Source organism: Pigmentiphaga kullae, from assembly GCF_004216695.1.
GTDB classification, from domain to species: Bacteria; Pseudomonadota; Gammaproteobacteria; order Burkholderiales; family Burkholderiaceae_B; genus Pigmentiphaga; species Pigmentiphaga kullae.
Window position 1 is genome coordinate 1,169,517 of the sequence record NZ_SGXC01000002.1, and the last position, 19,432, is coordinate 1,188,948.

The following is a 19,432-nucleotide window of genomic DNA, read 5'->3' on the forward strand; positions in this document are numbered from 1 at the left end:
ACAGCGATGAAACCGACATGGATGCTGGGCGCCCTGTTGGCGGCCTGTTCCACGCTCGCGGTTGCTGGCGATGCCGGGAACTACCCGGCCAAGCCCGTCAAACTGGTCTTGCCGTTTCCCACCGGCGCCACCTTCGTCGTCGGCCAGATGCTGGCCGAACGATTGACGCAGGAACTGGGTCAGCCGGTCGTGGTGGAAAACAAGTCCGGCGCCGGCGGACGCATCGCCATGGAACACGTCGCCAAGGCCCAGCCCGACGGTTATACCCTGCTGCTGACCTCGCCCACACTGACGATTACCCCCGCCATCAACCAGAGCCTGCGCTTCGACCCCTTGGCCGACCTGGCACCCGTGGCCATGGTCGCCGAGGTGCCCAACGTATTCGTAGTCAATCCACAGAAGTTCGGCCAGGATGACTTTTCCGCGCTGCGCGCAAGGCTTGCCGCCCATCCGGGCCAGTACAGCTACGGCTCGGGCGGCGCAGGATCCTCCAACCATCTAGCCTTCGAGAAATTCAAGGCACTGACCGGCACCGACATCCTGCACGTTCCCTACCAGGGCGCCTCGCAGGCCGTAACCTCGGCGGTAGGCGGACAGATCGACATGGTCATCAACGGCCTGCCCAGCTCCGTGCCGCTCATCAAAGGCCAGCAACTGAAAGCCATGTTCGTGCTGACCCGGGAACGCCAACCCCTGCTGCCCGACACCCCATCGGCGGTCGAAGTCGGCTTACCCGACATGGTCGTGACGACCTGGTACGGCGTCCTCGCGCCGCAAGGCACGCCATCGCCCATCGTCGACAAGATCTCCGCCGCCATCAAACGCGGATTCTCGGCCGCCGAGGTCCGTAAACGCCTGGCGGACAACGGCATCGAAGTCGTCTATTCCAATCCGCGCGACTTCTCCGCCTTCATCAAGCAGGACTACACCGCCTGGAAAAAAGTCGTGTCCGACGCGGCCATCAGCGTGCAGAACTGAGCCCCTTCCCTTGCCACCAGGAACCGTCATGAAGACCCTCTGCCCCACCCAGGACGAGATGCAATCCCGCATCGCCCGCTTCGACAAACTCAAACCGCGCTCCGCCCACTGGAACGACAACCTGGGCATCCCCGCCGACGTGCTGCGCATATTCAACCCCAAGGCCAACTACGTGCTGATGGCGCCCGCCTCCCTGCCCGGACGGCTTTCCCCCAACCCCGCCATCGTCGACGGCGACAAGGGCGTCATCCGCGTCGGCCTCGCCGTTGCCGCGCCCAACGACGGCCCCGAACTCCATGTGCACTGGAAGACCCACGAAACCTTCATGGCGCTTTCCGGCCGGTGGCTGATACGCTGGGGCGACGAAGGCCAGGAAAGCGTGGAACTGGCCCCCTACGACATGATCGCCATGCCCCCCAAGGTCGCCCGCCAGTTCATCAACATCTCCGACCAGGACGCCCATCTGCTCGTGATCATCCAGGGCCAGCTGGAAGACTTCGACGACGTCGGCCGCCTGCCCGCCGTGCGGCAGAAGATCATCGACCAGTACGGTGCCGATGTGCTGGACAAGATGGAGAACAATGGCTGGGATTTTTCCCTGGTGCCCAAGAGCATGCGGCAGGAGGCTCAGGCATGACGGCGGCACCGCTTCCAGTTCTCGATCCCCTGATTGCCGCCGAGCTTGCTCGCCTCAAGGCTGCTGGGTGCGCCCAGGCGGATCCCACTGTGCTGCCGCTGGCCGAGGCACGGGCTCAGCAGGATCGATACTTTGCGGCGATCAATGCGCGGTTGCCGCCCATTGCGAGCACGCGTGATCTGACTGTTGCGGGTGCGCAGGGTGATATGCGCGCACGTTTATATCGGCCGGCTATCTGCCGCGACGACGCTTTTGTCGTGTTCGTGCGGGGAGCGGGTTGGTGGGCGGGCGGGCTGGATTCGCACGAGGCGGTCTGCCGGGGCATTGCCAATGCCACTTCGCGATCGGTGGTCGCGTTGGATTATCGGCGTTCGCCGGAGCATGTGTTTCCGGCACAGCGCGATGATGTGGTGGCTGGCGTGGAGTGGTTGCTGGATCATGCGAACGACCTGGACCTACCCGCCCGCGCAGTTCTGTGGGGCGAATCGGCCGGCGCTTCGCTATGTGTTCTGACTTGGCGCCGATTGGCGGACGCCGGGCGCGCGGCGGCGCTTCCCTGTTTGATCCTGTTCTACGGAAACCTGGGCGGTCCGCGAGAGAATCTGCGGCCGCAGTCGAAATGGGTATGGCAACAATACCTTGGCCCCGCATGGCCCCATCCTCCCGACTCGGTCGTACCCGCGAAAACCGGGCTGCACGACTTTCCGCCGGTCTGGCTGGGGGTGGGGGATGCCGACCCTCTTATCGAGGATTCACGCATGTTCGCGGGGCGATTGGCAGGAATGAACCGCCAACATGAATTGACGGTCTATCCGGGCATGCCTCATGGTTTTTCGGGGTATGCGGAAAGCGTACCAATGGCGGCCGGAGCTGCGCGTGATGCGGCGGTGTTCATGGGACGGGCCCTTGGTGGTGTATCTGGTCCCCTTCAAAGGCAGCCCGACACAAAGGCTGAAGGCGAATCGCTATTCACGTAGATCTGCAATTACCACGGCCGGAGCGAGCGACGCCACGAGGCTACCCAGAATCTGGCAAATCTTGGGGCCCTTGCGAGGGTCGTTTTTTTCAATCGAAAGCGACCCTGATCTGCTTGCCGCAATGGACAGTATCGTCGACGAAGCCTGATTGACTCGCCTTCTGCCGGTGGAGGATGCCCCTCGTCACCCTACCTCCGCCACCGGCTCGACCCCCGCCCAGCCCCCATCCACATACAACAGCGGCTGCAACTCCCCGCTGCGGCACCCCGCCTGCACTTCCCCCACGATCAAGGTGTGCGTGCCCGCCTCCACGCTTTGTACCAGCGCACAATCGAACGCCAGTACCGCGCCCTTGAGCATGGGCACGCCCGACGGCGCACTGGTCCAGTCATCGGCGCCGAACCGGGCCTCGCCCGCCATGCCGCCCTGCCCCGCGAACCGCTTGGCCACCCGGATCTGCCCGCGTTCCAGCACATTCACGCAGAACCGGCCGTGGCGTACCAGCCGCTCGTGCGTATAGGTAGAGCGGTTGATGGCGCACACCAATTGCACCGGCTCCATGGACAGCGACATCACCGCGGTGGCCGTCATGCCGGACCGGTCGGGCGCCTGGCCGGTGGTGATGACGGTGACGGCGGCCGGATAGCGCCGCATCATCCGCCGGAATTCTTCCGCGCTCAGCGCCATGGCCGGCTCCCGCTAGCGGCCGCCGATGGCGGCGTTGACCCGGGGCATGACCTGGGTGGCCATCAGTTCCATCGACCGGTTGGCCAGGGTCTTGTCCACCATGTCCATCCCGGCGTAGACGATCTCGCCGAAGTCGCCCGCGGTCTCGCGCAGCGCCAGGATCTGGTCGACGACCTCGTCCACGGTGCCGGCGATCACCAGTTCGTCGACCAGCCGGTCCAGGGTGACGGCGCTGTCGTCCTCGTCGCGGTGCTTCTTGAAGATGACGTGTCGGTTGGACATCTTCATCTTGGTCAGCATCTGCTTGTAGTAGTACCGGTAGGGGCTGTTGGCGTCGCGCTTGCCGTAGGACCGCGCGGTGGCGTCGTCGTCGGCCACGAAGATGGTGCGGGCGATGCGCCAGTCGGCCACGTCGGGCTCCACGCCCACCGAGCGCTTGCCTTCGGCGTAGTTGTCCCAATGGCTGCGCAGCCAGTGCGCCAACAGGAAGTTGGCGGACATGGGGTGGAAGTCGCGCCGGCCCATGGCGACGACGCCCTTGGAGAACGGCGCGACCACGGTGCCGACGATCTCGGGATACGGCCGCTGGTAGGGCTTGGGCATGATGCCGCGGCCGATCTCGAAGGCGCAGGTGCCGGCCGTGGTGACCTTGAAGCGATTGTCGGGCAGGTCGATGTCGTAGGGGGCGTTCTTTTCCCAGATGGCCAGGATGACGTCGATGGCTTCGGCGAACAGGCGGTTGCGGTCCTGGTCCAGGATGCCGAGCGCCTCGGCGTCGGACGCCAGCGCGCCGGGGCTGATGCCGAAGATGAAGCGGCCCTTGGCCAGGTGGTCGAACATGGCCGCGTGGGCGGCCAGCAGCGTGGGATGCGAGTGCGACAGGTTGGAGGTTCCGGAGGCCAGCTTGATCCGTGTCGTCACCGGGATCAAGGTAGCCAGGAAAAGCAGGCTGTTAGTGACGTTCTCGGCCTGGTCGGTCAGGTGTTCGCCCACGAAGGCGTCGTGGAAGCCCAGCTTGTCGGCCAGGATGATGGCCTCGCGGTCTTCCTGCAGGGTTTCGGTGGGATTGCGATGCAGGGGATGCAGCGGCATCGTGAAGTAACCCAGGCGCATGTCCATGTCCTATCTCGTTGCGGTGTCATTGCGGCGGCACGCCGGCGGCCTTGACCTGGCGGGCCCAGTAGTCGATTTTTTCGCGCGAGAAGCGCACGTATTCCTGCCGGCTCATGGGCAGCGGCTCCATCCCCAGTTCGTTCAGCTTGGCGACGAAGGCCGGGTCGTGCGCGGCCTCGTCCATCCAGGCGTGCAGCTTGGCGAGGATAGGCGCGGGCGTGCCCTTGGGCGCGACCAGTCCCAGGTGGAAGTCGAGCTCGTATCCCGGGTAGGTCTCGGCAATGGTGGGCACGTCGGGCCAGGCGCCGTAGCGCTTGCTGGCCGTCACACCCAGCGGCACCAGCTTGCCGCCGGGGATCTGGCCGACCGCCGGCAGGTACTCCATGAAGATCACCTGGATGTGGCCGCCAAGCAGGTCCGAGGTGGCGTTGCCGATGGATTTGTAGGACACGCCCTTGAGCGGCGCGCCGGATTTCAGCCGGAACAGTTCGCCGGACATCTGCGAGGCCGAGTTGTAGTAGCCGAAGAAGGCCTTGTCGGGATGCGCCTTGGCGTACTCCGCCAACTGGCGGACGGAAGCGATGCCCGACTCCTTGCTGACCATGGCCACCGAGGCCGATAGGCCGAAGGGCGCGATGTGCTCGAAGTCCGCCATCGCGTCGTAGGGAAGCTGTTTGTACAGGCTGACGTTGGCGGCGTGCGTGGTGTTGGTGCTCAGCTCCAGCGTATAGCCGTCGGGCGCCGCTTCCTTGACGTAGCGGGTCCCGATGATGCCGTTGGCGCCGGCGCGGTTCTCGACCACCACGGGCTGGCCGGTCTTCTTCTGCAGGTATTCGCCGAACACGCGTCCGACGATGTCGCTGGAACCGCCGGGCGCGAACGGCACGACGAGGCGGACGGGGCGATCCGGGTAGGTATCGTTGGCATGCGCGGCCCAGGGCGCGGCGATCGCCGCGATGGCCAGCATCGATCCCGCAAGCCAGCGGTGCACGGACATGGTGGTCTCCTCCTGTCGTTTTGGTTGACGCCAGTATAGGCAGGAGGATCTGCGGGAAGAATGGTCAAAGTTCCATGTTATGGAATTAACAAAGGCGACCGGACAGCGCCGGATCCGCCTACCCGAGCAGGTGCCGCGACCCCGACCCGCGCACCGCCACGCGCCATTTCTCTTCCTGTTGCTGCTGCAGCCGCGCGCCTTCGTACAGCTTGGCGATCAGCGCGGCCTCGTGCCGCAGCCTGCCCACCAGTTCCTGCAGGTAGCCGCCCTTCATGCGGCTGGCCTCGGCCACCGCGCACAAGGACCCGATGGGATAGTTCCGCTCATCCAGTATCGGCACCGCCACGCCGGCGTTGCCCTTGTACGAGCGCATCGTGCGCCGGGCGTAGCCGTTGCGGCGGGTCTTCACGATGGACCCGGCGATGTGTTCGAAGGTCAGGGTGTCCTCGGGGCGGACACGGCGGCGGTTGAAGCCGATCACGTCCTGGATTTCCGGCTCGGGCAGGAAAGCCAGCACCGCCAGGCTGAACGAACCTATGCCCAGCGGCCAGCGGTCGTTCACTTCCAGCAGCAGGCCCGCCTCGTCGGCCACGGCCACGTGCTTGTCCAGGCACAGCATGTCGTAGCCGCTGCGCACCCCCAGGTACGCCGCGGTACCCGTCCCTTCGGCCAGGCGGGCCAGGGAGGCCCCGGCCAGCGGCTGCAGGTCGAAGCAGGAACGCACGGCGATGCCGAAGGCGAAGACGTCCGGCCCCAGCCGGTAGTTGCGCGTGCCCGTCGGGCGTTCGACCAGGCGCTCGTCCACCATGGCCGCCAGCAGGCGATGGACCGTGGCCTTGGGCAGGCCGGTCAGCCGGCTGATGTCCATCAGCGGCGCGCCCATGGATCCGAAGGTGGCCAGCGTCCGCAGCAGCAATGCCGCGCGGGCGGTACTTTGCGCGCCTTCCATGCGCGCCGTCGATGTCTTCGTGGCCATGTCTCGCTGCAAATCTTGAAGAATGTTTCCATGATACGGAATATTTCCCAGGACCGCGGGAAATCGCCCGCGACGCCGTTGATGGCGCCGGACCCCGATGGCTAGACTGGCCGCACGATGAACCCGTCCCGCCGGCGCCCGGCGGACAAGGACCTGGAGCAGGCACGAGCATGGTTGGACATTCGGATCCGCGGTGGAAGGAAGGTTTCACGGCACTGGAGAACACACGGCTGCACTACGTCGAGGCCGGCCGGGGCGAACCCTTGATCCTGCTGCACAGCAACGGCAGCTCCGTCTTCGAGTTCCAGTTCGTGATCGAGGACCTGGCCCGGCGCCACCATGTGTACGCCATCGACCTGCCCGGCCAGGGGGACTCCGACCCGCTCGTCCGCCATTGGACCTACCCCATGTATGCCCGCGCGGTAGTCGCATTCATGGACGAGCACGGACTCGCCCGGGCCACCGTGCTGGGGACGTCCATAGGCGGCGTCGTCTGCCTGGCCCTGGCCGAGCACCACGCGGAAAGAATGCGCGCCGTCATCCTGGTGGAAACGCCCATCCGCCCGGCCCAGGCCTGGGCGGACCGCTGGGCCTACGTGGAAAGCAATTTCGCGCTGCCCGTCCAGACCTTCGACAACGTGGCCGCGCGCGTCGGCAACCTGACGCCGGCACTGCACCAGCGCTGGAACATCGACCGCTGCAAGGCCGGCGCGCACACCATGATGGACGCGATGTGGGCCCTGCGCGAGTACGACGCCCCGCAGGGGCTGGCCCGGTCCCGCGTGCCCACCTTCGCGATCCTGGGCTCGAAGGGTCCGGTGGGCGACAGCCTGGACGCGCTGCGCCAGGCCCTGCCGGCCGAGCGCCTGGCCATCATGGATGGCTGCGGACACTTTCCCATGATCGAGGATCCCGCGGGCTTCGCCGGACACGTCGAGCGCTACGCCGGATCGCGCTAGGCACACCGCCCTGCAATACACTCCGAACAGGCTGCGGCCTGTTTTTTTTCGCCCGGCCCATGGATAAGGATTCCAGAATGGAGACATCGCTGCATGGCGTCCGGATACTCGACCTGACCCATGTCCAGGCCGGCCCCAGCGCCACCCAGCTGCTGGCGTGGCTGGGCGCCGAGGTCATCAAGGTCGAACCGCCCCGGGGCGATATCACCCGCCACCACCTGCGGCACGCCGACGGCATCGACAGCCTGTATTTCACGATGCTCAACTGCAACAAGCAGTCCGTGGTGATCGACCTCAAGCAGGCCGAAGGCGTGGCACTGCTGCTGCGGCTGGCCGAACGCTGCGACGTGCTGGTCGAGAACTTCGCGCCGGGCGTCATGGACAGGCTCGGACTGGATTGGGAAACCCTGCATGCCGCCCAGCCGGGGCTGATCGTCGGATCCATCAAGGGCTTCGGCGACACCGGCCCCTACAAGGACCTCAAGGCCTACGAGAACATCGCCCAGGCCATGGGCGGCGCGATGAGCGTGACCGGCACGGCCGACGGCGCGCCCACCGTCAGCGGCGCGCAGATCGGCGACTCGGGCACCGGCCTGCACCTGGCCATCGGCCTGCTGGCCGCCTTGCACCAGCGCACACGCACCGGCCTGGGTCAGCGGGTCGAATGCGCCATGATGGACGCCGTCATGAACCTGGGCCGCATCAAATGGCGCGACCACCAGCGGCTGGCCCACGAGACGAACGGTACCCCGCCCGGCGCCGGCGGCGACCTGCCCCGCGCCGGCAACCATTCCGGCGGCGCTTTGCCGGGCAACACCGTCCGGTGCCGTCCCGAAGGCCCCAACGATTATCTCTACATCGTGCTTCAGGACGATGCCTGGGAACCCCTGGCCCGCTTCCTGGGCGGCGAGGCGCTGGCGCGCGATCCGCGCTTCGCGACGCCGGCCGCCCGGCAGCGCAACCAGGACGAGCTCTGGGCCTGTATCGAGTCGGTCACCAGGCGCCACACGAAGACGGAGATGTTCGAGGCCCTGGCGAAGCTGGGCGTCGCCTGCGGACCCGTGCTGGGCACGGGCGAACTGGCCGGCAACGAACACGTCCGGCAGCGCGGCATGTACGTACACATCGACGATGCCGGGCGCGGCCCATGGGCCACCGTCGGCATGCCCATCCGGCTGTCCGGCTCGCGGGTGGACATCGTACGCGCGCCCTACCTGGGCGAGCACACGGACGCGGTCCTGCACGGCGTCGCGGAACTGGACGACGCCGCGATCCAGGCGCTGCGGGAAAGGCGCGTCGTCGGCTAGCAGCCCCCTTCCGCTCCGATGCCGGCTGTTGCCGTCGGCAAACACCCGAGAAAAAAGTAAACATAAGCACAAATAAAAACAATTATCATTACAATTAATTGGGGAACTCAAACCGACCATCACGAGGGAGAAAATGGCAGCCCGCCCAACCGTACCCGTTCGACTCAAACGACTCAGCCTGTGCCTTGCCGCAGCCCTGCCCCTGTCCGCCCTGGCGCAGCAAGCACCAGCCGTGCTGCCGGAAATCACGGTGAACGCCTCCCCCCAGGGCGAAGACCCCGCCACCACCGAAGGCACCGGGTCGTACACCACGACAGGCCCCTCCCGCACCGCCACCCCGCTGGGCCTGAGCCTGCGCGACACGCCCCAGTCGGTGACGGTGGTCACGCAGCAGCGCTTCGAAGACCAGAGGCTGCAAACCATCACCGACGTGCTGAACAACACCACGGGCGTCTCGGTGAACCAGTACGAGACCCATCGCGCCCAGTTCAACGCCCGCGGCTTCGACATCAACGCGCTGATGGTGGACGGCGTGCCGACCACCTGGGACCAGCCCTGGAGCTCGGGCGAGATCTTCAGCAGCCTGGTCACCTACGACCGCGTGGAAATCGTGCGCGGCGCAACCGGGCTGACCACCGGCTCGGGCAACCCTTCCGCGGCCGTCAACATGGTCCGCAAACGGGCCAGCAGCAAGGAATTCACCGGCGCCGCGGAACTGGACCTGGGCAGCTGGAACCAGCGCCGCGGCATGGTCGACCTGTCCACGCCGGTCAATACCGCCAAGACGGTGCGGCTGCGCGTGGTGGGCGAACATGCCGAACGCGACAGCTGGGTCGACCGGCTCAGCAACAAGAACCAGACGCTGTTCGCCACGCTGGAAGCCGACCTGACCAGCAACACCCTGCTGACGGCGGGCCTGAGCTACCAGAAGACCAAGGCGCGCGGCCCGATGTGGGGCGGCCTGCCGCTGTGGTACAGCGACGGCACCCCGACCAACTGGGACCGCTCCAAGAGCGCGGCGGCCGACTGGACGCGCTGGGACACGACCTACCAGACGTACTTCGCCTCGCTGCAGCACCGCTTCGACAACGACTGGCGGGTCAAGCTCAGCTACAACCGCAGCGAACGCAAGGCCGACTCCTACCTGCTCTATCTGTCGGGCGCGCCCGACCGGACGACCGGGCTGGGCATGACCACCTTCGCCGGCTCCTATGACGTCAAGACGACGCAGGACGACGTGGCGGTGCAGGCCGACGGTCCGTTCGAGCTGCTGGGACGCAAGCATCAGCTGGCCTTCGGCTACGTCTACGCCAACCAGAAGTTCAACGCCGATGCCCGCGCGGCCAATCCCGCGGGCGGCCTCGCGCCGGACTTCAACGCCTGGAACGGCACCTTTCCGGAACCCAGCTGGGGCGCTCCCACCTTCTACGAGAACGGCACTACCACCCAGCAGGCCATCTACGGCGTCGCGCGCTTCAATGTGACCGATCCGCTCAAGGTGATCCTTGGCGCCCGGATGACGAACTACCGGAAGAAAGGCGACGTGGCCTACAGCGGCGCCTACGAGGTCAAGAGCGACAACGAGCTGACGCCCTACGCCGGCGTGATCTACGACCTGAACGACCAGTACTCGCTCTACGCCAGCTACACCGACATCTTCCTGCCCCAGAACGCGCGCGACGTGACCGGCCGCTACCTCGACCCGGTCAAGGGCAAGGCCATGGAAACGGGCATCAAGGGCGAGTTCCTGGATGGCCGGGTGAATGCCTCCGCGTCGGTGTTCCACATCAAGCAGAACAACCTGGCGCAGCAGACCACCGACACCGTGCCCGGGACCAACCCGCCCGAGACCGCCTATCGCGCCGTGGATGGCGCGACCAGCAAGGGCTTCGAACTGGAAGTCGCGGGCGAACTGGCCCCCAACTGGAACCTGAGCGCCGGCTACACGCACTTCCGGGCCAAGGCCGCCGACGGCACGGACGTGAACAGCCTGTACCCGCGCCGGCTGTTCCGCCTGTTCACCACCTACCGCCTGCCGGGCGCATGGAGCGGGCTGACGCTGGGCGGCGGCCTGAGCTGGCAGGGCAAGACCTACACGCACGCGACGAACCCGCTGGGCACGGTCGAGAAGGTCGAGCAGAAGGACTACGCCCTGGTCGGCCTGATGGCGCGCTACGAGATCAACAAGCAGATGACCGCGCAGTTGAACATCAACAACCTGTTCGACAAGCGGTACTACGGCATGTTCGCGGCCTACAGCCAGCTTACCTACGGCGCGCCGCGCAACGTCACGGTCAGCCTGAAGTACAAGTTCTGAACCGAACGGGCCAGGAAGGCGTGCCGGAACCGCGGCACCGGCAGCTTTCTATGCCGACTCCCTGGCCCGCAATGCGGCGGTCAGTTCATCCGCCGTCTTGCGCAGCGGCTCCAGATAGTTCGCCAGCAACTCCTCCGCCGACGCCCTTCCCTCGGGCACGCTGATGTTCAAGGCCGCCACGACCTTCCCGGCGCCATCCCGCACCGGCACCGCCAGCGATCGCAGGTTCGGCTCCAGTTCCTGGTCGACCAGCGCCCAGCCCTGCCCGCCGATCTCCCGCAGCATGTCCAGCAGCAGGTCCGTGTCGACCACGGTGTGGAGGGTATTGCGCGCGGGCGGCAGTTGGCGCAGCAAGTCCCGCTGCACGTCGACGGGCTGGGCCGCCAGCAAGACACGCCCCAGCGACGTGCAATAGGCCGGCACCCGGCTGCCGACGGTCCGGCTGACATCGACGATATGGGGATTGCTCCGGATCCGCGCCACGTATACGGCGTAGGGCCCGTCCAGCGTGGCCGCTGAACAGCTCTGGTGCACCTTCTCGGTCAGCCGCGCCATCAAGGGCCGGGCAACGTCCCAGAACGGATAGGACGACAAATAGGCATAGCCCAGGCTGAGCGCCCGCGGCGCCAGCATGTAGCGGCTGTCTTCATTCCTGACATAGCCCAGCGAACCCAGGGTCAGGAGGAGGCGCCGCGCCGTGGCCCGATCCAGCGAGGCCTCCTGTGCCAGGTCGGTCAGCGATCTGCCTCGCGGGTGCCCTCCCAATGCCTCCATCAACGCCAGGCCGCGCGCCAGCGCGCGCACGTAGCTCTGCGGGTCTCTCGATTCCTCGTTCGTCGTCATCTCTGCCTTTCTTGGTCTTCCTGCAAGTGCGGAGCATACCGCTTGACAGTCCGGACACACCGCGACCATAATTTTCACTAAACGCACACATTTTCATCTAGTGCACAATCATAACCGAAGGCGAGGAGACGTCATGGAGACAGTGTTCAGTCCCCGGCAACAGGAATTGGTCGACAGAGTCGACGAACTGGTTTTTTCGTCCATATCCAAGCGCGCGGCGGAACTGGACCAACGGGGCGAGTTTCCCGATGCCGATTTCCGCGACCTGCATCGCGAAGGGCTGTTGCTGTCGACGCTGCCGCGCAAGGATGGCGGCCTGGGATTCGGCTTCGATGGCGACGATCCGCTTTCCTACTTTCTGATCATCGAGCGGCTGGCCATGGGCAATCCATCGACGGCCCATTGCTTCCAGGTCCACAGCAACGCCGCGCAGATCGTCCGGGCATTCGGCACCGACGAACAGGTTGCGCGCTTTCTCGCGCCCACCAAAGAACATGGCCGGCTGCTGGTGGGCGCCGGTTCGGAGCCGGGCGGCGGCCGTGGCGGCACGGTGGCCCGTCCCGTGCGTGGCGGCCTGTCGATCACCGGCGTCAAGCACTACGCCACGAACGCTTCGCGCAGCGACTGGCTGACGGTACATGTGCGCAACGAGCAGACCAACCTGCTGGAGACGGTGGTGGTCCACCGGGAAAGCGCCGGACTCGACATCGATGAAGTGTTCTGGAACCCCGCGGGAATGCGGGCCTGCGTCAGCCCCCTGCTGACCTTCAAGGACTGCTTCGTGCCCGACGATTGCGTACTCGCGCGTCCCGGCGCGTTCCTGACCGAACATTGGCTGGGCAAGATCAACTTCGGCTTCACCGCCAACTACCTCGGAACGCTGCAGGCCATGTTCCAGTGGACGGTGGACTACATGCGGCAACGCGGCCAGGTCGATACCCAGGTCTACCAGATGTACGTCGGCGAGATCCGCGCCAGGATCGACGCCGCCCGGCTGCTGTATTACCACGCCGTCAACCTGGCCCGCCATGACATGGTCCAGGGCTTGCTCAAGAGCAACGAGGCCAAGTACCTGGCCGTCGATTGCCTGCAGCGATTCAAGGAAGTCGCCGGCCAGCTGGTCGGCAGCACGGCCTTCTTCAGATCCTTTCCGCTGGAACGCATGATGCGCGACATGGATGTCCATTCGCTGCACCGCCGGCACCACTTCGGCGCGGTCATGGTCGGGCAGGCCGAGCTCGGCCTGCCTTTCGAACTGGCGCACTCCTGATCCGACGCAAAGGAAACCCATCGATGACATCCGAATACAACACCCCCCACCCCGTGTCCTGGTCGAGGGCATGGCAAACGGACCCGCTGGGCGGCGCGCTGAGCGACCAATGGTCCGAGCTGATCGCGTCATTCCGCGCCCGCGCGCCGCTGGGCCGCGAAGCGCCGCCGCTGCGAGGCGAAACCCTGGACGGCCCCGCCTTCGACCTGGACGCCTACCGGGGGCGCAAGTCCGTACTCGTGGTCTTCGGCAGCCTGGCGTGCCCGCCGTGCGTGACGAACATCCGCACCACCACGCCCAGCCTTGTTTCGCTCTACGGACAGTATTCGCAGGCGGTGGAATTCTGCTATGTCTATACGCGAGAAGCCCATCCCGGCAGCCGCATCGGCGCCCATGCTTCGATGGACGAGAAGCGCCGCAATGCCGCCCGGCTCCGCGAGCAGGAGCCCTTCCCGTTTCCGCTGCTGATCGACGCGCTGGACGGCGCCAACCAGCTCGCCTGGGTCGACCCGCAATTCAACAATCCGGTGTTCCTGGTCAATCGCGCGGGCATCGTGGTCTACAAGTCGGCGTGGCTCGACGCCTCGGAACTGCCCCAGGTCCTGGACGATGCCGCGCTGTGGGACGCCAGGTCCCCCACCGAAAAGACGATCAAGAAGACGTATAGCGAACGCATCCGCCCGCTGCGCGAGCCCTTCGACCCCACCGCCAACGCCCGCATCAAGAAACTGATGGACTTCATCGGCCTCGAACAACGGGCGATGGGTCCCATCCCCGGCGTGGAAGCGGAGCGCGCCGAGCCCGGGGCAGGAGACAAGGCATGAACGCCACGACATCCCCGCCGGACACCGCAAGGTCCGTACGATCGGCCGACCCGGTGCTGCAAGGTCTCGCGGCCGGCCCGCTCTACGTGGACCGCCGGTGCTACACCGACCCCCGCATCTTTGCGCTCGAACAGCGCGATATCTTTGCCCATACCTGGCAATTCATCGCCCACGACAGCGAGCTGAAGCAGGCTGGCGAGTTCCGTACCGCGGAGCTGGCGGGCGAACCCGTCATCGCGATCCGCGGCGCGGACGGCCAGCTGCGGCTGTTCCTGAACACCTGCCGCCACAAGGGCACGCTGCTCGTCGACGCGCCGGCCGGCCAGTGCGAAAAGATGAAATGCCCCTACCACCACTGGACCTACGACACGCAAGGCGGCTTGATCAGCGTTCCCAAGGTCGAAGCCTACGGCGACCGATTCCACTTCGCCGAGAACGGCCTGGTCCCGGTTGCCCGTTTCGAAGTCCATGCCGGCATGTGGTTCGGCTGCCTGGACCCCGACGCGCCGCCGCTGGTGGCCTACCTGGGCCTGGCCGCGCCCCACCTGGCCGAGATCGGCGCCTATGCGGGCCAGGAGCTCGTGGCGCTGGGCGCCTATCGCTACAGCTACGACGCGAACTGGAAGCTGCTGATGGAGAACACGCTCGACGACTATCACGCCGAGTATCTGCACGACTACGCGTTCACGCAGCGCGCCGCGCTGTTCCAGATGGAAGGAACCAGCGGTTTCCAGGAAAAAGAGGGGTCGCGCTTTTCCCTGGACCTGGGCATCCACGGGGCGTTCGACCAATGCGACGACATTCGCACGCTGACGATTCAAACGCTTCGCGAAAGACGTCTCTACCTGGGCATCTTCCCGAGCTTCATCGCCTTGTACAACCCGGTCTGGGACGTCACCAGCTTCCGGATCATCGAGCCGGTCAGCGTAGACAAGACCAATGTGCTGACCTATTGCCTGGCCCCCGTGTCCGCCACCGAGGAACAGCGCCGGGCGATCGGCGAACGCTTCCATTATTCCTGGGGCCCCGGCGGCCGGGCCGGTGTCGACGACATCCTGGTCTTCTCCCGCGTCCAGAAAGGGCTGCAGGCCCGGGCCGGCGGCCGCATCAACATCGGCCGCGGCATCGACAGGACCGACCCCCAAGGCGGCCCCGCCGACGACCACGCCGTGCGGGCGCTGTGGAAAGGCTGGCGGCAGTACATGGGAGTGGACGAAGCCGCGGGAGCGCCGACATGCTGACATTCGACGACGACACCCGGGTCGACCCGGAAGTCACCGCGCTGCTCGATGAATATGCCTGCCTGCTGGACCGCAGGCGGGGAACCGCATGGCTGGAGCTGTTCACCCCCGACGGCTACTACCTGGTGGCACGCGAAGCCGAAATCGAACAGGGCAACAACGTCCTGATCATCGGCGAAGACCTCAAGCGGCTGCGCGCCCGCATCGTCTCCGGGGCGGAGCGCGACCGCCGCCGCAGCGTGCACACGGTCGGCGGGGTGCGCTGCAACCACGATGCCACGCACACGACGGCCTCCTTCACGGTCTGGCTGGACGGCAGGCCCTCCTATTGCGGCGTCTATCGGATGGCGCTTGCCCGGCACGACGGCAAGCTGCGCATCCGCCACTGCGAAGTCGTGCTGTTCGGCGACATCGTCCATACCCCGATATTCCTGCCCGTGTAAGGCCGCCATGTCCACGCCCGATCTCGAATTCAGCCACGTCGGCATCCATGTACGCGACATGGACACGATGGTGGGCTTCTATCAGCGCGTACTGGGGCTGGTCCTGACCGACCGCGGCCATCTGCCCGGCCGCGAGCTGGCTTTCATGAGCCGCAACCCCAGGGAGCATCACCAGGTGGTCCTGGTCAGCGGGCGGACCGGCGCCGAGGACGACAAGGTCATCAACCAGATTTCGTTCCGCGTCGCCTCGCTGGAACGCTTGCAGGAAATGTTCGGCTGGCTTCAGCGCGAGTCCGGACCGAGCCGCTTTCGCGCCATCGACCACGGCAATGCCTGGACCCTGTACTTCCACGATCCCGAGGGCAACCGGCTCGAACTCTTCGTGGATACGCCCTGGTATGTCCAGCAGCCGCGCTCCGAGCCGCTGGACCTGACCGAACCGGCCGACCGCATCCGTGCCCGGACGCAGGCATGGTGCCGTGCCGACCCCAGTTTCGCGTCCGCGCAAGCCTGGCGGGCCGATCTGAAGGCGCGTATCGAACAGGGCATGGGGGGTTCGCATGTCGGCCGATGAAAACCGGATCAGTACCGATTTCCGCCGCGCGCTGCGCGGATTCGCGGCCACGGTTTCCATCGTTTCGGCCCGCGACCGCGCGGGCAACCACGGCATCACCGTGACGGCCGTATCTTCGGTGTCGATGGATCCCCCGTCCCTGCTCGTGGTCGTGAACCGTTCCGGCAGCATGCACGCGGCCTTGGCCGAAGGCGAGCGATTCTGCATCAACGTCCTGGGTACCGAACAGGTCGAGCATTCCCGCCTGTTCGGCAAATCCATGCCCATGGACGAACGCTTCGAACACGGCGACTGGCGGCTGTCGGCCGACGACGTGCCCTACCTGAACGAAGCCCAGGCGAACATCTTCTGCCGGCGGGTCTCCCAGGTGGACGTCGGCACGCACACCGTTTTCGTCGGAACGGTCTATCGGCTCGCCATCGGCGACGCCATCTCGCCCTTGATCTATCTCAACGGCGCATACCTGAGGCTGGGCGACGAACCCGGCGCCGGGCTCGTCGCCGCCTTCCCTCCGGCCGCTGCCGCGGTCCGGCCGTCCACCAGCCACCCGAGTCTCCATCATGCCCACCGACGAGTTTGAATTCATCGACGCGTCCGGACTCGAAGCGTTGCTGCTGGGGGACCAGCGATTCGCCCTGTTCGATGCCCGGGACGAAGGACTGTTCGCCAAATCCCACATGCTGTTCGCCTGTTCGCTGTCGCTCGCCGACCTGGAGGCGCGCCTGTTCCGGCTGGTTCCGTGGCAACGGACCTTGATCGTCCTGACCAGCGACGAAGGAGACGGCATGGCGGCACGCGCGGCGCGGCGCTGCCTCGGGCTGGGCTATACGAACCTGCGCCTGCTGCGGGGAGGCAACCAGGCCTGGCAGCGTCACGGCAAGTCGCTGTTCAAGGGCATACATGTTCCAAGCAAGGCCTTCGGGGAACTGGTCGAGGCCCACTATCACACGCCCATGATCGAGGCGGCCGAGCTGCATGGCCTGATGGCCAGCGGCGCCAAGGTTCGCATCTTCGATTGCCGCCCGCCCAATGAATTCCACCGCATGAGCCTGCCCACCGCCCGCAACTGCCCCGGGGCCGATCTGCTGTCGCGCGTGCCGGCCATGGTGGATCATGACGAGACCATCGTCATCAACTGCGCTGGCCGCACGCGCGGCATACTGGGCGCGCAGTCCTTGATCAGCGCCGGCGTCCGCAACCGGGTGGTGGCGCTGAAGAACGGGACCATGGGCTGGCACCTGGCGGGATTTCCACTGGAATCGGGCCGCAGCGACCTGGTCGAGCCCGTCGACCCGGCACGGCTCGACGGCATACGGCGGATGGCCGCGAACCTGCGGGAGCGATTCGACATTGCCGTGGTGGACATGTCCGCCTGGCTGTCGCGGGCCGAAGGCGAACCCGCAAACCGTCCGCTCCTGCTGGATGTGCGCGGGCCGTGGGAATACCAGGCCGGCCACCTTCCCGGCTCTCGCAGCGCGCCCGGCGGCCAACTGCTACAGGCAACCGACTACTACGTCGCCGTCCGCAACACGCCCCTGCTGCTGGCCGACGACGACGGCATCCGCGCCAGCATCACCGCCGCCTGGCTGCTGCAAATGGGCTTGCGCGACGTCAGCGTGCTCGATCATCGCGACATTTTCAGCCACATGACCGAGTCCGGCACGGCCTGCTGGCTCCCGGCCCGCCTGATCCCTCTTGTCGATACCGTCGATGCCCCGCAACTGGCACGCGACCTGGAAGGCGGCACTACCCTGGTACTCGATCTGGGCAGCAGCGACGACTACTACAAGGGCCACATCCCCCGCTCCCGCTTCGTCATGCGTTCCCGGCTGGCTCACAGCGTGCCCGCGCTGCCGCGGCTCCCTTGCGTCACCCTGGTTGCCGACGACGCGGTCACGGGCGCGTTCGCGGCCCGGGAAATCACCGAGCTCTACGGTGCTCCGGTCCGACTCCTGCAAGGCGGGCGCCAGGCCTGGCGCGAGGCGGGCCTGCCGATGCAGACCGGGCTGGAAGATGCCGTCGATCCTCCTGAAGACATGTGGCACATCCCCTCTTCGCCGCTGGGCGGACTGGATTCCGCCATGCGCGACTACCTGTCGTGGGAAATCGACCTGGCCGCCCAGGTCGCCCGCGAGCCAGGCACCCGCTACCTCGTGGGGGACCGGCCGCCCGCTTCGCCGCGCACTCCCGAAGCCCCCACACCGGCGAATGCCGCCGGATCCCGCAACTAGCCCCCCTTGCCTGGGCCGCACGCGTCACCGGGCATCGCTCACACACCAGGAGACAGCCATGCACAAGAAGCAGACGACCGCAGTGACCCGGCGCGAGGCGATCGCGCGCATCGCCTGGACGGCAACGGCCGCGGCGCTCCCCTTTCCGGCGCTGGTCCGTGCCAATGGCGGCCCCGTCCGCCTGGTCATCGCCTCGACCCCCGGGACCGGCCCCGACACCATGTCGCGCCTGATGCAGCCGCTTCTGCAATCGCGCTGGGACCGCACCGTGATCGTGGAGAACAAGCCCGGCGCCGGCGGCGTCATCGGCATCGATACGGTCGCCAAGTCCGCGCCGGATGGCGGCACCTTGATGCTGCAGACGTCAACCATGTTCCTGTTGCCGTACTTCTACAAGAACATTCCCTTCGACCCGGTCAAGAGCTTCCAGCCCATCTCGCAGGTAGGATGGAGCACATTCGCGCTCGTCGTGAACGACAGCGTTCCCGCCAGCGACCTGCCCACGCTCATACGGTGGCTCGCGGCGGGCGGCGGGAAGATCAGCTATGCCAGCCCGGGCAACGGCACCGAGAACCATCTGTTCGGAGAATTGTTCAAGCAGCAGGCGGGCGTGGAAATGATGCACGTGCCCTATCGCGGCACGGCCAATGCCATCCAGGACCTGCTCGGCAATCAGGTGGCCCTGATGTTCCTGCCCATCGCGACCGCCAACACCCATGCCAAGACCGGCAGGCTGCGCATCATCGGCTGCACCAGCAAGGACCGCTTTCCTCTGCTGCCCCAGATTCCCTCGCTGCAGGAACAGGGGCTGGCCGGCTTCGACTTCAGTGTCTGGTACGGCGTGTGGGGCCCCGCCGGCATGCCTGCCAATATCGTCTCGCAATACAACGAGGGCATTCGCGGCGTGCTGGCCAGGCCCGACATCGTCAAGCAATTCGGCGAACAAGGCTGGGCCGTGAAGTCCGGCTCCCCACAGGAGCTCGACGCGCTCGGCCGCCAGCAATACGCCCGATGGGGAGAGGTCATCGAACAATCCAAGATCGATACGGGGGTGTGAC

19 protein-coding genes are annotated in these 19,432 nt (G+C 66.3%); 14 read left to right on the plus strand and 5 right to left on the minus strand.

Annotated elements, in window-relative coordinates:
• Nucleotides 1-6 precede the first annotated feature (6 nt).
• Genes EV675_RS19860 through EV675_RS19870 form a run of 3 tightly spaced genes read left to right on the plus strand, consistent with a single transcriptional unit; the run spans nt 7 to nt 2,592 of the window.
• A complete protein-coding gene (locus EV675_RS19860; protein WP_130359074.1) occupies nt 7-978 on the plus strand; it encodes a Bug family tripartite tricarboxylate transporter substrate binding protein in 972 nt (323 codons plus the stop codon).
• 28 nt (nt 979-1,006) lie between these two features.
• On the plus strand, nt 1,007-1,615 hold the full coding sequence (locus EV675_RS19865; RefSeq protein WP_130359076.1) for a cupin domain-containing protein: 609 nt from the start codon (nt 1,007-1,009) through the stop codon (nt 1,613-1,615).
• Nucleotides 1,612-2,592 (plus strand): alpha/beta hydrolase, encoded by a 981-nt coding sequence (locus EV675_RS19870; RefSeq protein ID WP_130359078.1) that lies wholly within the window; start codon nt 1,612-1,614, stop codon nt 2,590-2,592. Before EV675_RS19865 ends, EV675_RS19870 begins: the two co-directional genes overlap by 4 nt.
• Nucleotides 2,593-2,775: 183 nt before the next feature.
• Here EV675_RS19870 and EV675_RS19875 read toward each other — a convergent pair whose 3' ends face one another.
• From EV675_RS19875 to EV675_RS19890, 4 genes are all read right to left on the minus strand, one after another.
• Nucleotides 2,776-3,279 carry a flavin reductase family protein gene (locus EV675_RS19875; RefSeq protein WP_130359080.1) on the minus strand — a complete coding sequence of 168 codons (504 nt, stop codon included), beginning with the start codon at nt 3,277-3,279 and terminating at the stop codon, nt 2,776-2,778.
• Between the two features lie 12 nt (nt 3,280-3,291).
• Nucleotides 3,292-4,398, minus strand: coding sequence for an LLM class flavin-dependent oxidoreductase (locus EV675_RS19880; protein ID WP_242621505.1), 1,107 nt, complete (start codon nt 4,396-4,398; stop codon nt 3,292-3,294).
• Between the two features lie 19 nt (nt 4,399-4,417).
• The gene (locus EV675_RS19885) at nt 4,418-5,389 is read right to left on the minus strand and encodes a Bug family tripartite tricarboxylate transporter substrate binding protein (RefSeq protein ID WP_130359082.1); all 972 of its coding nucleotides are present in this window, start codon (nt 5,387-5,389) and stop codon (nt 4,418-4,420) included.
• Nucleotides 5,390-5,507: 118 nt separating this feature from the next.
• A complete protein-coding gene (locus EV675_RS19890) occupies nt 5,508-6,365 on the minus strand; it encodes an IclR family transcriptional regulator (protein WP_130359084.1) in 858 nt (285 codons plus the stop codon).
• A gap of 170 nt (nt 6,366-6,535) precedes the next feature.
• Between EV675_RS19890 and EV675_RS19895 the strand changes: the two genes are divergently transcribed.
• The 3 genes from EV675_RS19895 to fhuE all read left to right on the plus strand — a co-directional run bounded on the left by EV675_RS19895 (nt 6,536) and on the right by fhuE (nt 10,948).
• Complete coding sequence (locus tag EV675_RS19895) at nt 6,536-7,324, plus strand: alpha/beta fold hydrolase (RefSeq protein ID WP_165404666.1); 789 nt, start codon at nt 6,536-6,538, stop codon at nt 7,322-7,324.
• 77 nt (nt 7,325-7,401) lie between these two features.
• Nucleotides 7,402-8,631: a formyl-CoA transferase gene (locus EV675_RS19900; RefSeq protein WP_130359088.1), complete on the plus strand. Its 1,230-nt coding sequence runs from the start codon at nt 7,402-7,404 to the stop codon at nt 8,629-8,631.
• A gap of 133 nt (nt 8,632-8,764) precedes the next feature.
• Complete coding sequence (fhuE, locus tag EV675_RS19905) at nt 8,765-10,948, plus strand: ferric-rhodotorulic acid/ferric-coprogen receptor FhuE (RefSeq protein WP_130359089.1); 2,184 nt, start codon at nt 8,765-8,767, stop codon at nt 10,946-10,948.
• Between the two features lie 48 nt (nt 10,949-10,996).
• On the opposite strand, the gene EV675_RS19910 is transcribed toward fhuE, so the two are convergent.
• Nucleotides 10,997-11,791 (minus strand): IclR family transcriptional regulator domain-containing protein, encoded by a 795-nt coding sequence (locus EV675_RS19910; RefSeq protein WP_165404667.1) that lies wholly within the window; start codon nt 11,789-11,791, stop codon nt 10,997-10,999.
• A 133-nt stretch (nt 11,792-11,924) separates the two neighbouring features.
• On the opposite strand from EV675_RS19910, the gene EV675_RS19915 reads away from it, so the two are divergent.
• The 8 genes from EV675_RS19915 to EV675_RS29755 are packed head-to-tail and all read left to right on the plus strand — an operon-like array spanning nt 11,925 to nt 19,431.
• Complete coding sequence (locus EV675_RS19915; protein WP_130359093.1) at nt 11,925-13,061, plus strand: acyl-CoA dehydrogenase family protein; 1,137 nt, start codon at nt 11,925-11,927, stop codon at nt 13,059-13,061.
• Between the two features lie 23 nt (nt 13,062-13,084).
• A complete protein-coding gene (locus EV675_RS19920; protein WP_130359094.1) occupies nt 13,085-13,885 on the plus strand; it encodes a TlpA family protein disulfide reductase in 801 nt (266 codons plus the stop codon).
• On the plus strand, nt 13,882-15,126 hold the full coding sequence (locus tag EV675_RS19925) for an aromatic ring-hydroxylating oxygenase subunit alpha (RefSeq protein WP_130359096.1): 1,245 nt from the start codon (nt 13,882-13,884) through the stop codon (nt 15,124-15,126). Before EV675_RS19920 ends, EV675_RS19925 begins: the two co-directional genes overlap by 4 nt.
• Entirely contained in the window at nt 15,120-15,569 is a 450-nt protein-coding gene (locus EV675_RS29750; protein ID WP_165404668.1) for a nuclear transport factor 2 family protein, read from the plus strand. The genes EV675_RS19925 and EV675_RS29750 overlap by 7 nt, the downstream gene beginning before the upstream one ends.
• A gap of 7 nt (nt 15,570-15,576) precedes the next feature.
• Nucleotides 15,577-16,143, plus strand: coding sequence for a VOC family protein (locus EV675_RS19930; protein WP_165404669.1), 567 nt, complete (start codon nt 15,577-15,579; stop codon nt 16,141-16,143).
• The gene (locus tag EV675_RS19935) at nt 16,130-16,723 is read left to right on the plus strand and encodes a flavin reductase family protein (protein ID WP_130359100.1); all 594 of its coding nucleotides are present in this window, start codon (nt 16,130-16,132) and stop codon (nt 16,721-16,723) included. Before EV675_RS19930 ends, EV675_RS19935 begins: the two co-directional genes overlap by 14 nt.
• A complete protein-coding gene (locus tag EV675_RS19940; RefSeq protein ID WP_130359102.1) occupies nt 16,704-18,374 on the plus strand; it encodes a rhodanese-like domain-containing protein in 1,671 nt (556 codons plus the stop codon). Before EV675_RS19935 ends, EV675_RS19940 begins: the two co-directional genes overlap by 20 nt.
• Before the next feature lie 58 nt (nt 18,375-18,432).
• Nucleotides 18,433-19,431 carry a Bug family tripartite tricarboxylate transporter substrate binding protein gene (locus EV675_RS29755; RefSeq protein WP_165404670.1) on the plus strand — a complete coding sequence of 333 codons (999 nt, stop codon included), beginning with the start codon at nt 18,433-18,435 and terminating at the stop codon, nt 19,429-19,431.
• The last annotated feature ends 1 nt before the right edge of the window (nt 19,432 follow it).

What these genes read in the sequence shown, in the direction of transcription:
- EV675_RS19900 (WP_130359088.1), top strand. Translation starts at nt 7,402, where the DNA reads ATGGAGACATCGCTGCATGGCGTCCGGATACTCGACCTGACCCATGTC.
- EV675_RS19935 (WP_130359100.1), top strand. Translation starts at nt 16,130, where the DNA reads ATGTCGGCCGATGAAAACCGGATCAGTACCGATTTCCGCCGCGCGCTG.
- EV675_RS19915 (WP_130359093.1), top strand. Translation starts at nt 11,925, where the DNA reads ATGGAGACAGTGTTCAGTCCCCGGCAACAGGAATTGGTCGACAGAGTC.
- EV675_RS29750 (WP_165404668.1), top strand. Translation starts at nt 15,120, where the DNA reads ATGCTGACATTCGACGACGACACCCGGGTCGACCCGGAAGTCACCGCG.
- EV675_RS19925 (WP_130359096.1), top strand. Translation starts at nt 13,882, where the DNA reads ATGAACGCCACGACATCCCCGCCGGACACCGCAAGGTCCGTACGATCG.
- EV675_RS19910 (WP_165404667.1), bottom strand. Translation starts at nt 11,791, where the DNA reads ATGACGACGAACGAGGAATCGAGAGACCCGCAGAGCTACGTGCGCGCG.
- EV675_RS19870 (WP_130359078.1), top strand. Translation starts at nt 1,612, where the DNA reads ATGACGGCGGCACCGCTTCCAGTTCTCGATCCCCTGATTGCCGCCGAG.
- EV675_RS19920 (WP_130359094.1), top strand. Translation starts at nt 13,085, where the DNA reads ATGACATCCGAATACAACACCCCCCACCCCGTGTCCTGGTCGAGGGCA.
- EV675_RS19930 (WP_165404669.1), top strand. Translation starts at nt 15,577, where the DNA reads ATGTCCACGCCCGATCTCGAATTCAGCCACGTCGGCATCCATGTACGC.
- EV675_RS19890 (WP_130359084.1), bottom strand. Translation starts at nt 6,365, where the DNA reads ATGGCCACGAAGACATCGACGGCGCGCATGGAAGGCGCGCAAAGTACC.
- EV675_RS29755 (WP_165404670.1), top strand. Translation starts at nt 18,433, where the DNA reads ATGCACAAGAAGCAGACGACCGCAGTGACCCGGCGCGAGGCGATCGCG.
- EV675_RS19895 (WP_165404666.1), top strand. Translation starts at nt 6,536, where the DNA reads ATGGTTGGACATTCGGATCCGCGGTGGAAGGAAGGTTTCACGGCACTG.
- EV675_RS19875 (WP_130359080.1), bottom strand. Translation starts at nt 3,279, where the DNA reads ATGGCGCTGAGCGCGGAAGAATTCCGGCGGATGATGCGGCGCTATCCG.
- fhuE (WP_130359089.1), top strand. Translation starts at nt 8,765, where the DNA reads ATGGCAGCCCGCCCAACCGTACCCGTTCGACTCAAACGACTCAGCCTG.
- EV675_RS19860 (WP_130359074.1), top strand. Translation starts at nt 7, where the DNA reads ATGAAACCGACATGGATGCTGGGCGCCCTGTTGGCGGCCTGTTCCACG.
- EV675_RS19940 (WP_130359102.1), top strand. Translation starts at nt 16,704, where the DNA reads ATGCCCACCGACGAGTTTGAATTCATCGACGCGTCCGGACTCGAAGCG.
- EV675_RS19885 (WP_130359082.1), bottom strand. Translation starts at nt 5,389, where the DNA reads ATGTCCGTGCACCGCTGGCTTGCGGGATCGATGCTGGCCATCGCGGCG.
- EV675_RS19880 (WP_242621505.1), bottom strand. Translation starts at nt 4,398, where the DNA reads ATGGACATGCGCCTGGGTTACTTCACGATGCCGCTGCATCCCCTGCAT.
- EV675_RS19865 (WP_130359076.1), top strand. Translation starts at nt 1,007, where the DNA reads ATGAAGACCCTCTGCCCCACCCAGGACGAGATGCAATCCCGCATCGCC.